Source organism: Paraburkholderia sp. BL6669N2, assembly GCF_003387275.1.
Lineage (GTDB): Bacteria > Pseudomonadota > Gammaproteobacteria > Burkholderiales > Burkholderiaceae > Paraburkholderia.
Genome location: NZ_QUNA01000001.1, coordinates 1,526,338 through 1,540,320 on the forward strand (window position 1 = coordinate 1,526,338; position 13,983 = coordinate 1,540,320).

Annotated in this window: 10 protein-coding genes, 2 pseudogenes and 1 other annotated feature; of the genes and pseudogenes, 11 read left to right on the forward strand and 1 reads right to left on the reverse strand. The window is 59.6% G+C overall.

Annotation, left to right across the window (positions count from 1 at the left end):
- The first annotated feature begins 41 nt into the window (after window positions 1-41).
- From B0G80_RS07085 to B0G80_RS07125, 10 genes and pseudogenes are all read left to right on the forward strand, one after another.
- Window positions 42-1,213, forward strand: a protein-coding gene (locus B0G80_RS07085) for an IS3 family transposase (protein ID WP_408967696.1) whose coding sequence is annotated in 2 segments (ribosomal slippage) — window positions 42-273 and window positions 273-1,213 — 1,173 coding nt in all. Because the reading frame shifts where the segments join, the coding sequence is not laid out codon by codon here.
- Window positions 269-385, forward strand: a sequence feature (AL1L pseudoknot). (Overlaps the previous gene by 117 nt.)
- 127 nt (window positions 1,214-1,340) lie before the next feature.
- A pseudogene (locus B0G80_RS07090) lies at window positions 1,341-2,475 on the forward strand (IS3 family transposase).
- 1,049 nt (window positions 2,476-3,524) lie between these two features.
- Window positions 3,525-4,136 (forward strand): annotated as a pseudogene (locus tag B0G80_RS45735) (IS6 family transposase); the annotation flags it as partial.
- Between the two features lie 241 nt (window positions 4,137-4,377).
- Entirely contained in the window at window positions 4,378-5,358 is a 981-nt protein-coding gene (locus B0G80_RS07100) for a sulfotransferase (protein WP_116117509.1), read from the forward strand.
- Entirely contained in the window at window positions 5,355-6,695 is a 1,341-nt protein-coding gene (locus tag B0G80_RS07105; protein WP_116117510.1) for an MFS transporter, read from the forward strand. Before B0G80_RS07100 ends, B0G80_RS07105 begins: the two co-directional genes overlap by 4 nt.
- Window positions 6,696-6,705: 10 nt before the next feature.
- Window positions 6,706-7,869, forward strand: coding sequence for a hypothetical protein (locus B0G80_RS07110; RefSeq protein ID WP_220377447.1), 1,164 nt, complete (start codon window positions 6,706-6,708; stop codon window positions 7,867-7,869).
- Entirely contained in the window at window positions 7,866-8,141 is a 276-nt protein-coding gene (locus B0G80_RS46365; RefSeq protein ID WP_220377448.1) for a hypothetical protein, read from the forward strand. The genes B0G80_RS07110 and B0G80_RS46365 overlap by 4 nt, the downstream gene beginning before the upstream one ends.
- Before the next feature lie 125 nt (window positions 8,142-8,266).
- The gene (locus B0G80_RS07115) at window positions 8,267-9,628 is read left to right on the forward strand and encodes a GMC oxidoreductase (RefSeq protein WP_258878852.1); all 1,362 of its coding nucleotides are present in this window, start codon (window positions 8,267-8,269) and stop codon (window positions 9,626-9,628) included.
- Between the two features lie 13 nt (window positions 9,629-9,641).
- Window positions 9,642-10,889, forward strand: coding sequence for an aminotransferase class III-fold pyridoxal phosphate-dependent enzyme (locus tag B0G80_RS07120; RefSeq protein ID WP_116117511.1), 1,248 nt, complete (start codon window positions 9,642-9,644; stop codon window positions 10,887-10,889).
- 90 nt (window positions 10,890-10,979) lie between these two features.
- A complete protein-coding gene (locus tag B0G80_RS07125; protein WP_116117512.1) occupies window positions 10,980-11,618 on the forward strand; it encodes an HAD-IA family hydrolase in 639 nt (212 codons plus the stop codon).
- On the opposite strand, the gene B0G80_RS07130 is transcribed toward B0G80_RS07125, so the two are convergent.
- The gene (locus tag B0G80_RS07130; protein ID WP_408967697.1) at window positions 11,602-12,333 is read right to left on the reverse strand and encodes an IS5 family transposase; all 732 of its coding nucleotides are present in this window, start codon (window positions 12,331-12,333) and stop codon (window positions 11,602-11,604) included. The two genes, B0G80_RS07125 and B0G80_RS07130, sit on opposite strands and share 17 nt — an antisense overlap.
- Window positions 12,334-12,497: 164 nt before the next feature.
- On the opposite strand from B0G80_RS07130, the gene B0G80_RS07135 reads away from it, so the two are divergent.
- Complete coding sequence (locus B0G80_RS07135; protein ID WP_116119556.1) at window positions 12,498-13,979, forward strand: glycosyltransferase; 1,482 nt, start codon at window positions 12,498-12,500, stop codon at window positions 13,977-13,979.
- Window positions 13,980-13,983: the final 4 nt, after the last annotated feature.

The window sequence follows — 13,983 nt, forward strand, 5'->3', positions numbered from 1 at the left end:
CCCCAAGGTACTAGCCGGAAGTTCGTGAGCGGGCTGTGCGAATGGTGCTGGAACATCAGGGCGACCACGAATCGCAATGGAAAGTGATCGCCTCGATCGCAGCGAAGCTGGGTTGCTCGGGCGAGACGCTGCGTAGCTGGGTGCGCAAGGAAGAGCGGGATCGGGGTTTGCGCCCGGGCACGAGTACGCAGGAGCAGGATCGGATCAAGGAACTGGAGCGGGAAGTGCGTGAGCTTCGGCAGGTCAATGAAATCCTGCGCAAGGCGTCAGCATATTTCGCACAGGCGGAGCTCGACCGCCGACCGAAGTGATGATCACGTTCATCGATGATCATCGGCACGTCTACGGAGTCGAGCCGATCTGCAGGGTGCTGCCGATCGCACCGTCGACGTACTACAAGCACGTGGGCCGCCGCGCCGATCCTGGCCTGGCGCCGCCGCGGGCGCGGCGCGACAGGATGCTCAAGGATGAGATCCGGCGCGTATGGGAAGAAAACTTCCAGGTCTATGGTGTGGACAAGGTCTGGACGCAATTGAAGCGGGAAGGCATTGTCGTGGCGCGCTGCACGGTCGAGCGGCTGATGAAGCAGATGGGCCTGCGCGGTGTGGTGCGGGGCAAGACGGTACGCACGACAGTGAGCGATGGTTCGCCGTGCCCGAAGGATCTCGTGAAGCGGCAATTCACGGCTGAACGGCCCAATGCGCTGTGGGTGTCAGATTTTACCTATGTATCGAGCTGGCAGGGCTTCGTCTATGTCGCGTTCATCGTCGACGTGTTCGCCCGACGCATTGTCGGCTGGCGCGTGTCGAGTTCGGCGCGCACGGACTTCGTTCTGGACGCACTGGAGCAGGCCTTGTACGAGCGACAGCCGGTGCAGCAGGACGGGCTGATCCATCACAGCGACCGCGGCGTGCAATACGTATCAATCCGCTATACGGATCGGCTGGTCGAGGCTGGCATCGAACCGTCAGTGGGCAGCGTGGGCGACTCCTACGATAACGCACTGGCTGAAACGATCAACGGCTTGTACAAGGCAGAGGTGATCCATCGCCTCGGACCGTGGCGCAATCCGCAGGCCGTCGAAATGGCGACGCTCGAATGGGTTGACTGGTTCAACAATCGTCGGCTCTTCGGCCCCATCGGCAACATTCCACCTGCCGAGGCAGAAGCCGCTTATTATTCAAAACTCGCTGGGTCCGCCATCGCGGCGTGACTCAAGCAAAACAGCCTCCGGGAAACCCGGGGCGGTTCATAGAGGTGGCCGCGCAAATTCGGACAGCCGGATAAGTGAAACGCTCGGGGCCTGAGCCGGCGATAATGCCGACAAAGGAACCTTGAAGATGACGAAGAGAACCCGACGGACGCACTCAGCCCCGTTCAAGGCGAAAGTGGCGATGGCGGCGATCAAGGGTGAGCGGACGCTAGCCGAACTGGCGCAGCAGTTCGATGTGCACCCGAACCAGATCACCGAATGGAAGCGGCAGTTGCAGGAACGTGCCGCCGACGTATTTGGCGCAGGCGGCACGGCGTCGAGCGAGCCGCAAGTCGATTTGAAGGAGCTACATGCGAAGATCGGCCAGCTCACGCTGGAAAACGATTTTTTAAGCGGCGCGCTCAACAAGGCGGGATTGCTGAGCGCAAAGCGATGATCGATCGTACGCACGCATTGCCGGTCTCGCAGCAAGTGCGGCTCGTTGGTATCGCAAGATCGAGCGTGTATTACCGGGCGCAACCGGTGAGCGAGGCAGACCAGTTGCTGATGCGCCGGATCGATGAACTGCATATGGAGTTTCCGTTTGCCGGAGCGCGGATGCTGGCGCGACTGCTGCTTCGCGAGGGACACGAGATTGGCCGCAGGCGCGTGCGCACGCTGATGAAGCGTATGGGTATCGAGGCGCTGTACTGCAAGCCGAACACGAGCCGACGCAATGCGAAGCACAAGATCTGGCCGTATCCGCTGCGGGGCATGAAGATCGATCGGGCAAACCTGGCCTGGGCACTCGATACGAGCTATATCCCGATGGCGCGCGGCTTTGTGTATCTGACCGCCGTGGTGGACTGGGCCAGCCGAAAGGTACTGGCCCACCGGGTGGCGATCACGATGGAGGCGATGCACGCGGTCGATGCGTTGGAAGAAGCGTTCGCGAAGTACGGGCAACCTGAGATCGTCAACACCGACAGGGCAGCCAGTTCACCGCGACAGCGTTCACCGAGGCCGTGCTCAGCCGGGGCATCCGCCTGTCCATGGACGGCAAAGGTGCCTGGCGAGACAACGTGTTCGTCGAGCGCGTGTGGCGAAGCGTGAAATATGAAGAGGTGTATCTGAAAGCCTATGAATCGGTCGGCCACGCCCGGCGCTCAATCGGCGATTACATCAATCTGTACAACCAGAGACGGCCTCATTCGAGTCTGGAAGACCGCACGCCGGATGAGGCATACTTCGCGACGCTGCCTGCGATCAAATTGGCAGCATGACCGCCCCGGACGTTCCACTTAAAAATCTCAGAAAACTGTCCGAACGAGCGAGGCCACCTCTTTTCATCGACTTATTGCTCAACGGTACACAAACGGCGAATTCGCCCGACCGCATCACGCATGAATAGCGCGATTATTCCGGTGACATGGCTAATTTTGGCAAGTACACAAATGAGATCGATGGTGTTAGCCCCAGGAGCATCGTCCAATTGCTCCTTCAGACGGCCGACCTCCGTTATCTTGGGATGACGGATAGGCGAGAGGCCGCTGTGCCGCAACTAGCCAGCACTCGGACGCGCACGTTGATGTTCATCAAGGGCGCTTGTAGTTGCGCCTGCCACAATGGAGTACGGGCGAGGTGTCCTCGCTGCGCCGTCAATAGGAATTCTAGATAAACAACGCAGTGCAACATTTCCGGAGTGAGACGTGAACTAAAGCTCTAAACAAGTTGCCGATTGGCACCGACGTTGCTCTGAAGATGTTCGCGAGCGGACGGCCGGAGGATATATCAGAAACGTTCTCTGAATGCTAATTGCCGGGGTCAGGCCATTGCGGCAGCGGGGAGATCTCGATGTGCACGGAGCAGGAGGCCCCTCAATGGGGCTGGCCGCTCAGCGTGCCGCGACTGGCGCGGGCAACACATCGGCCGCTTCGACAGGAAAAGTCTTAAAGTGAAATTGAGGACATAGATAATGGGACCGGCTTACACAATGAACAGTCTTGTAGACATCACTTCACATAATGCACGTTTACCTACAAGAGAAGAGACGTTAGTTATCCGACGTTCCACCGCTTCCAAGTTTGAGGTCTATCGGATTCATCGTTTGGCGTATGAACAGTGGCGAAGGAAAGACCCCGCATTGCTGAAAAGAATCCGAATGGCTGTCGGGGCATCTCTAGCTTTGGTCGTTAGATCAAGCGCGGCAGCGGAGGGTCGCCTAGAACAATCGGGGGCCGGGAAGTACCTTTACGTTTTGGACGTTGGCACGGACGAACAACTGAGCCAAGGGCACTGTCACGTTGCGGAGCTCGTCGAGGACGATCGCGTGATGAAGAATACAAGATCGCTTTATTACGGACATCGCTTTGCGGCGACCGTCATCAATTGCGCGGTGCGCTGGTATTTCAGGTTTCTGCTCAGCTTGAGTGATATAGAAAAACTGCTGTGCGAGCGCGGCGTGATTGCCAGTTACGAAACTGTCCGACGCTGTTGCGACAAATTCGACAAGGGTTTCGCGCACCGCCTCAAGGCTGCGCGTCGCAGGACCGGCACCGCATGGCACCTTGACGAAGTGTTTGTGACGTTGCGTGGTACGCCTTACCTGTTGCGGCGCACCGTCGATCAGCATCGTGCCGAACTCAATATTCTGCTACCGAAGCGCCGCGATAAGGCTGCAGCGAAGCGGTTTTTCAAATGCGTGCTTGCCTCGTGCGTTCAGGCACCGCGCAAGATCGGGACCGACCCGTTGCACAGCTATCCGACGGCGAAAGCCGGGATTTCCGAACTCGCTCTCGTGATGCACGTCTTCGTCAAAGCCAGCGCTCGGGTCAATAACCGGACCGGAAATAGTCATCAGCCGACGCGTGAACGCGAGCGACGCATGCGTGGCTTCCGGGACCCCAAACGCACACAGGCCTTTTTATACAGCTTCGGTCCGATATAGATAGTCCGTCCCGCTTTCTAGGCAAATCCGTGTTCTCTCCAACAATGCGTCGCAAACGCTTTAACGTGATAGCGCCGCCAATACCGTCAGAGTGCTTTTAATGGAACCGGATTCGAGAATCTACGCAGCAAACCGAATTGCTTTCAACGGCATGCGCCCCTCTGTTGCGTGCAAAACCTCGACATGGGCGCGCCAGCCGGATCTATTCAACAACGTCCATCCCTGAACAGGAAATGTCATGTCCGATTTCGCCGCTCTGCCTACGTCCGATTGCCCTCCTGTCACCCTGCCCTCTACCTCTAACCCGGTCCTGCTCGGGGGCGAGAACCGCTCCGGCACCACGCTGCTCAGCGTCCTGCTCGACTCGCACCGCGACCTCGTCGTCGGCCCGGAACTCGATTTCACCGAACCCGCCGACCTGGGCCCGCATATCCTCGCAGTGTGCGACATGATCGACGTCCACGACTCACGGATCGCCGGTGCGACGAAGGACACCATTGACGCTGAGTGGTACGACGGCGCACATTTCGTTATGCAGTGCGACCGTTTCGGTCTTGGTCGTGACGACCTGCGAAACCTGGTGACGAACCTGATAGCAGAACGCGGAACCGATCTGTCTGGCCTGGAGGACCGCTGTCGGCTCATCGACTCCATCGGTGAATTCCGGCGCAAACAGACGGGAGCCGGACGATGGGGCATGAAGCTTCAACGCAGGATTCAGGACATCGGCATATACGCCGCGATCTGGCCGCAAGCCCATTTCATCCACATCATTCGCGACGGCCGCGACCTAGCTGCTTCCCACCTCAAGACCGTCCCCGACTGGGGCTACCGGACTGTCGCGGAGGCAGCGCACGGTTGGCTGCAGGTCGTCACCCGGTCCCGCCAGACTGCGCCTGACGGCCGCTATCTGGAAGTGCGGTACGAGGATCTAGTCACCCACCCCCGCAAGACCATCGAGCGGATACTGGAGCACCTCGGCCTGCCATGGGATGAGGCGCTCCTGCACCACGCGGAGCAAGAGCACGCGCTGTTCGACAAGCCTTGGGGCCATCCCTCAGCGGAAGCCGCGGCTAAACCACTGTCCACCGGACGTAGCGGACGGTACCTGCAGGACCTCACGCCCGGGGAGATCGAAGAGTTCGAGCGGATCGCCGGGAAGGAATTGGAACACCTCGGCTACGACTCGTCGATGCCGGATCCCGGGAGCGCGCGATGACGCAGGAGGCACACAACGCGCCCCGACGGCGCCTGCCCCGCAGCTTCCACTTTCTTCTCGCGGGCCAGACGGTCTCGCTCGTCGGCTCGCAGGTGACGCTCCTAGCCCTGCCCCTAACCGCGATCGAGCTGCACAACGCGGGCCCGTTCGAAACCGGGGTACTGCTCGCCTGCGGACGAGCCCCGTACCTGCTGCTGGGCCTGCTCGCCGGAGTCCTCGTCGACCGGTTCCCGCATCGGATCCTCCTGATGACGGCGAACGCGGCGATGGCACTCACCGTGGCCACCGTGCCGCTGGTCGATTCCCTGTCCGGACACGTCGGCATGCCCCAGTTGTACATGGTCGCCACCCTTGTGGGTGCGGCCACGGTGATCGCCGACGTGGCGTTCCTAGCTTGTCTGCCAACCGTCGTGCGGCTCCCGCAACTGGTACAGGCCCAAAGCAGGCTGGAGTTGGGACAGTCGGCGGCACTGATGCTTGGCCTACCGCTCGCGGGCTGGCTGATCACCACCTTGTCCGCACCCATCGCGATACTCGCGGATGCGGCTTCGTTCCTGCTGGCGACGGCGCTGCTGCCGTACGTGGCGATGAGGCCAGCGAGGGGCATGCCGGCTACATTGGAGCACGATGACCACCGGGCGGTCGTGAGGACCCGCGGCGTCATCGGCCGCGTCCTCTCGGAAGCGGCGGAGGGCGCCCTGTTCGTGCTGCGCACGTCCCGGCTGCGCGCGGTCACCCTCGCCACCGGCACACTCATCTTTTGCTACAGCGCCTACTCCGCTGTCTTCCTGCTGTACCTGACCGAAGGGCTGCGACTGACCGCCGCCGCAACCGGCACAGTCACGGGCATCGCTGCCGCGGGAGGTGTCGTCGGCACGTTGCTCGCCCGTCCGGCTGCGCGGGCACTGGGCCTAGGTCGCGTGCTGGTCGCGGCGCTCCTCACCAGCGCCGTCGGCGCGGCGCTCACCCCGGTTTTCCAGGTGTCGGGGTGGCTGGCGGTAGGGCTGTCGCAGTTCCTTCTGTGGACCGGTCAGCAGATTTATAACGTCCACCAAGTACCGATCCGTTACGCCCTGGCACCCCCTGCGCTGCACGGCCGGGTGAACGCGAGTATCCGCACCGCCGTCTGGGGCCTCGCCCCCGTGGGCGCCCTGCTGGGCGGCGCCTGTGGAACGTGGCTTGGCGCCCGGACGACGCTACTGCTCAGCGGTGCCCTGATCGCGACAGCCACCGGGTGGATTGTGACGTCCCCGCTGCGGGCAGTGCGGACACCGCAGCTCGCGGAGGCATACGCCGAGCCGACTTCTGCTCCCACCGTTTCCGTTCCTCGCAGATGAGACGTCTGTCATGAAATTCACTGACATGCCATCACTCAGTCTGTCGCCGGGTCGTCTCACCGTCTGGCGGGCCTGCGCTCCGCGCATTTCCGAGGCCACCTGGGTAGCCGACCTGCGGCGTGCGTCCCACGTCCAGGAAGCTCACATCACGTACGCACTCGAGGCGGCCGGTGAAGGTTCACTGCCGCCGTCCTGGCTGGGCTGCGCCTTCGATATGCTCGCCGGAATCGATGCGGACACCTTCGCCACGGCCCTGCGCGACTGGACGAATCGCCACGAAGCCCTGCGCAGCCACCTCACTTCTCCCTCTCGCTCCACACCGGGCGGCCGCCTGAACCGCATTACGCCATCGGCCGGAGGCGTGAGTATCCGCACCAGTGCGGCGGGGGACCTCACCGACGACTGGGAACTGGCGCGGTATCTGGAGGAACTGTTCGACGGCGAAGTCAGCCCCCTCGGCCGGCCCGGATATATCTGCGCCAACATCAGCCGCCCAGAAGCGACCACCGTCTGTCTCGCCGCCCACCGCATCCTGATCGGCGGTTACTCCATTCTCGGGATCGCGTATGAGATTCACGCTCTGTATGCAGTAGCACTCGCCGCCTCCAACGGCAAGCCCATCCAATTTCCCCGTCCCCCCAACGTTAGCTACCTCGATTTCGCGGCGGCCGAACGGACCACCGCCAACGCACTGACCATCGACCACGAATCCATCTTCCGCTGGCGGCCGTTCCTCAACGAGGCGGGCGGCGGCCTGCCTGAGTTCCCTGTACCGGTTAGCGACGTGAGTGGCAACCCCGCCGCCCAGCCGGCCGGACTCACGGAGCTTCTCGACGCATCCTCCGCGCACGCCTTCGATCGAATCTGCTGCGCCGCCGGGGGTGACTCCTCCTCCAAACCGCTCGCCTGCCTTGCCAAGGTCGGCCACGAAATCACCGGCGCGAATGAATTTCGCACCATGGTCCCCTTGCATACCCAGACGGGCGCCAGGCGGTCTTCCATCGGATGGTACGCGGGTGTGGGACCGGTCGGCTTCCCGCTCAGTGCACCGACTCCTTCGCTGAAGCGGTGCGTTCCGCGGTCTCCGGCCTCGACGGGGTCAAGGACCCCTCCCGGGTACCCATTGCCCGAGTGGCGGAACGGCTTGGCCAGCCCCTTCGCGGTCCCGTCATGATCTCGTACATCGATCTTCGTCGTACCCGCGGCGTGCGCAACTGGAACACGTGGCGAGTCGTCGCCCTGCGTTGCCGCTGCACCGATCGGGACGAGGTGTGCCTCCAGATCATGCGTACCTGCGACGGCCTGTTCGTCAGCTATCGCCATCCAGCCACCGACCCAGCAGGCATCGCGATACCCCGCTACGTGGCCCGTACGAAGCAACTCCTGGCCGCCGTCGCAGACACGGCTTGCTGGCCCGCCACTCCGCACCCAAAAGAAGAGTGTTGATCGTGACAGCTATCAGACACATTGCAGCGGCCTCTTGTGATTACACAACATTCGATGCGGTTATCGTCGGCTCCGGGCCATCCGGATCGATCGTCGCTCGAACACTCGCAGAGAAAGGATGGCGCGTGGCCGTCCTGGAATATGGAGGCATGGTTTCCCCCGGTGCCTTGTATGGACCGCATCAGGCGGCCTACAGCAAGGCACTCACTTCGTCCAATGGCCTCCCCGACGGCTATCCTTGGACAGCATGTTGCGTCGGCGGCGGAATGCAGTTCTACAACGCAATCACGCTCAGATACCGGCAGGCAGATCTATCGGCCTCCCGATACCTCACGACTGACATGGAGATTGATTGGCCCATCGCTCTCCAAGATCTCGAACCCCACTACTCGGAGATCGAGCATCTGCTGGAGATCAGTGATGCGAATGGATTTTCAGCACATCTAGCCAGCCCTCGTGGGCTGATGTTATCCAGTGCGATGCAGGAACTCGGCATAAAATCACGGCATATCCCACTGGCAATCCGACCACCTGGGACCAGCAAGGGGTGCATCGTTTGTTCAGCTTGCGATGAACTAGTGTGCCCTACGGATGCAAAAGCATCCGTGCTTGCAAGAAACATTCTGGATGACTCCGCCCTGCCTGGAACAATCTCGGTCCTGTACGGCTGTTTTGTCAACCGGATCGAGCTCCTGAACGACAATCAGGCCGAAGCTATCGAGTGCTATGTGCCGCTCTCATCGGAACTGATCCGGATCCCGGTCGAAAGGGTCATCGTCTGCGCAAACGCGATACAAACAGCGGCATTGATGCTCCGGTCGAAGAGTGGGCATGCCACGAGGGGAATAGGCAACGAATCCGGCCTCGTCGGGCGGGGCCTCTCATTCAAGATTAGCGGCTACTCTGTCGGGCACATGGAGCCGGCTGATTACGGCTCCAATGCTTTGGCTGCGCACTGGGGACCCCATGCGACCGTCTATACCGACGAGTTCTATGAGCACAGTGACGTGCCATGCAAATTCGGCGGTCTCATCTATGAAGCTAATTTTCCAACGCCGGATGAGAACGTCGGCCTTGTTCGCCTGCACTACATAGCCGGTGAAGAGCCGTGGTCACACAATCGCATCGTGCTTGACGAGGCCGTTGACCGATATGGCATCCCTTACATTCGTTTCGAACACAGAACCTCTGCCAATGACCGTGCGCGGATCGGCTTTCTCGCTGACCGCGCGGATGACGTTCTGCGACACCTTGGCGCGTTGCACATCGAGCGCGCTTTTGCGCACTCAAAAGGCAGTTCCCACTTGCACGGCACGATGCGCGCAGGACGCCATCCCAGAACTTCAGTCGTGGACCGCCTCGGCAGGGTTCATGGATTCACGAACGTCCATGTCATGGATGGCTCCGTGATGAATTTCGCTGGAAACAGCAATCCGACACACACGATCATGGCCAACGCGAGGCGAATGGCCCTCTCACTCGAGTAAAGGGGACTTGAAGATGCTCAACCCTGAAGCGTCCGGACATCTGGCTGAATGGGAACGTCAAACCCGATCGTCCATCATATTCCGCTCCGCCAATGGTGCGATGGCCGAAGATATCAATGGCAGGATCTTTTTAGACATGACGTCCTGCAGCGGGGCTTCGCCTCTCGGCAGCAATGACACAGTATTCAAGGCAAGGCTCGCGCAGGCGATGGAGCAGCAAACCGACATTCTTCCATCGCCGGTGAGCCAGCAACGCCAGATACTGGCCGGAAAAATCTCGAAGATGTTCCCAGACACGCCCCGAGTGTTCTTTCTGCGGACGGGGTCCTGTGCAACGGAAGCGGCAGTTCGGATCGCCAGGCACCGAACTGGGCGGCCGGTCATCTTGACGGCCGGCTTCCACGGATGGCACGACATCTTTCAGCAACACCCCTGGTCGGACAATCCGCCCGCCAGGGACCAACACATCCAGGATTTCCGATATGACGTCGATCTCCTGAAGCAGCAACTGGCCATTTACGACGGGCAAGTCGCAGGCATCTTCTTCACGCCGGAGCCTTCGATCTTTCCTGCGGAGTTTCTTCATGAAATCTCCAGGCTGGCAAGACTGCATGGAGCACTGCTGATCGTCGATGAAGTCCTGTGCGGGCTTCGTTACGCCTCGGGTGGCTACTGCCAGAAACATGGTGTGAAAGCCGATCTCATCACATTGGCCAAGGGGATCGCGCAAGGCATCGGCCTTTCTGCAGTCGTCGGCACCGCCGATGCTATGACGGGTGCCGACACCGCATATCTTGGCAATACCTACCTGCGCGAGAACCGGGCCTTCGTGGCGGGCAACCTGACACAGGAAATCTTTGAAGAAGCAGGAATTGTGGCCCGTCTCGCCGACAGCGGCGCTGCGCTCAAGAGGTTATTCCAGACCTCGCTCGAGCGGAGCGAAATACCTGCGCGCGTTCTGGGAAGCGACACCATGTTCGATATCATCCTGCCGTCGAAAAAGCATGGAAAAGCCTTCGCCCAAACATGTCTGCATCACGGCATTTACGTCGGCTACCCGGCAACATACATGAGCAATGTGTCTATGAATGACGCATTTTTCGAGGCTTTGCAACCGGCACTGGAGCGGGCACTCGCAGACTACCGCAGAGACGAGGATATGGCGGCACAGGTCAATGACACATCCATTGTCGAATACTGCATGGAGGCGTTCCGCACCACAGACAAAGCATGTCTGTCCAACAAGCATTATTGGGGGTGACGTGATACTGAGCGGCGAAAACTGTGGAAGTCGCAACGAAAGTTGGAATCGCCAATTTCCTTTATTAATTCGATATCTATGGATCATGCGATGAATGAAGTCGATCTCGATAATTACGATCACGTAGCCTTCGATCTGGACGGCGTCCTTGTAGATTCGGATGCTGTAATTGAAAACGCACTCCGTCGATGGGCGTGGGAGAAACGGCTCTGCCCGGAGTATGTGTTGAGGACATCGTCCGCACGCCGGGATATCGAGTTGGTGGCGGCGATTGCGCCCAGTCTCTCGTCCGAACGTGAAGCAGCTCGCATTGCGGACTATGAGGTCCAGGCGATGAATTTGCTCCAACCGATCCAGGGCGCCGCCGAGTTCTATAGCTCGATCACCGCCGGACGGCGATCTGTCGTCACCTCTTCGGCACGGGCTTCGGCCCTTGCCCGCCTCAAGGCGGCTGGGATCTCCCGCCCAAGAATCATGATTGCAGCTGAGGACGTGAGGCAGGGAAAGCCAAATCCGGAACCTTATCAAATGCTGTTGCACATGTTGCGCGTCGCTCCGGATAGATGCCTGGTTTTTGAGGATTCCCGAACCGGAATTGCAGCGGCAACCACCGCAGGTTGTGACTGCATAGGTGTGGGACCAGACGCCAGCGGCCACCCCGACATCAAGGGCTGGATAGAGAATTTTCACGAGATGACCTTTGTAGACCGTGTTAGGAACTTTTGTTAAGGGCTGCAAAGTGGACGAGCATAAGTACGGAGAATACGACGAAGCGCAGGCTAGCCAAGGTTTCGGGCAATCGCTCGTAGTCTCTGGCCAGTCGGCGGGCGCGGTTGATCCAGCCGATTCTGCGCTCGACCACCCAGCGGCGCGACAACAGCACGAAGCCATTTTTCGCCTCCGGCAGCTTGATTACCTGAAGCTCGATTCCTTCGTCGAGTGCTGCCTGCGCAGGCTCTTCGCCGGGATATCCCTGATCGGCGAACGCCACCTTGACCGTCTGGCCGGTGGCCTGCTGGACCTGACGCGCCAGTTCTCCGGCCTGCGCATGTTCCTGTTCGTTGGCCGGCGTAACATCCACAGCAAGCAATTGCCCCAAGGTATCAACCGCCATGTGGACCTTGCTGCCACGTTTGCGTTTGTAGCCGTCGTAACCGGCGCGAGGTTTACTCTCGCAGGTCGACTGCAGGGTCCGCCCGTCGAGAATGACCGCGCTGGGTTGACCACGACGCTCCTGGGCGATCCGGATGATCGAACGCAGGTCATTCACCATGGCCCCGAAACAGCCGGCCCGAATCCAGCGTTGCGTCTGCTGGTAGACCCGTTCCCAGGGTGGAAAGTCATTGGGCAACAAACGCCACGGTGCACCCGCGCGTACGATCCACCGCAGCGCGTTGAACATCTCACGCAGTTCGTAGCGGCGCTGCGGTGCGTCCTTGTTCATCAAGGTCAGGTACGGAGCGGCGAAGTACCACTCTTCATCCGATACATCCGTTGCGTACGGCCAGGGTTTTTCATTCCGCCAAGATACCAGGTCTAACTCAAAGTTCCTAACACCCTCTAACCTGCCGCTGGCCCCACTTTCCAGACCGAAAGGACAACCACGAAATGAAAGTATCAACGAGTCCCCGCACACCGCTATTTGATGAGGTGCTGGTACAAGGCTCGGTACTTGAGCACTACGTCGCACAGCGGGAAGACTATGGGCAGCTTCTCGATGAACTGTTGCGTTCGTCCAGCGTAATGCGTGACAGGATAGCCCATCGTTGTATCTGGCACGTTAACTCCACCGCGTTCGGCGGTGGAGTCGCCGAAATGCTTCCTCACCATATATGCCTCCTACGTGAACTCGGTTTCGATGTGCGCTGGCTCATCTTTAAACCGAAGCAGGAGCAGTTTTTTCAGTTCACCAAAGGCATTCACAATTCTCTTCATGACACCACCACAGCGGCGCTGGATGACCTGTTGCCACATTACCTCGAGGCATCGAGGCAAGGTGCGACGGAGCTGGAGAGGATCATCGCACCCGATGACTGCCTGGTTATCCATGATCCACAGCCACTTTGTGCAGCGTCACATTTTCTGCATTCTCATCCGCACCCGGCTATCTGGCGATGCCACATTGGCTATCCAGAACGCACCCCGACGGTTGACCGGATATGGGAGCTTTTGGGGGAACACCTCCGTCCATTTCAGCGCATCGTCCTGAGCGACAGCGAATATGCGTTTGATACCCCTCACCCCATCGATATTATCCAGCCGTCGATCAGTCCCTTCTCCACCAAGAACCGAAACTATGAAGGGCCGGCAGATCAGGCGCTGGAAAATTCGGTTTCGTTCAATCGTCGTGAATTCGGGCTCACCGCTTCCATTCAGGACATCCTCGGCTCGCGCTATTTCCTGCATGTATCCAGATGGGATGCACTTAAAGGTATTGACCGGATCATCACTGCTTTCCACTGCTTTGTGAGCGCCGCGCCCGATGGGGAAAACGATATACGCCTCGTGATCGCAGGACCTGATCCTCTGGACGTCGCTGATGATCCTGAAGGACGGGTGTATTTCGAAAATTGCGCAACACTATGCTCCAACTTACCAGGGGAAGTGCAGCAACGCGTCTATCTGGCATGCATCTCGATGAAGAACAACGACGCAAATGCCGAAATTGTCGGCCGGCTGCAACAGAACGCCCACGGAATATTTCAGTTATCTCGCGAAGAGGGCTTCGGACTGACAACGACGGAGGCTCTGTTCCGGGGCAGACCTATTGTAGTGTCGTCGGCATTTGGTCTAAAAAGGCAGGTCGCAAATGGGCTGAATGGAATTGTCCTTGACGAGCCAAATATCGAAGCCAAAGCTGCAGACATGATGCATCGACTTGCGACCGCTTACAGTGATTTCGAGGAGATGGGCAGAACCGCGCGTGAAAACTGCCTGCGCTCCAGCACGCAAATCTCGCAAATTCCCAAATGGTATGACGCGATTCAATCGGCTCTGTTCAGTTTTGCAGAGCACAACTGGCGTTGTTGCACACATGAAGCCGAGGAACGTGTCGACGACCACGCTCCGACGATCACCTCACAGGGATAGAGAA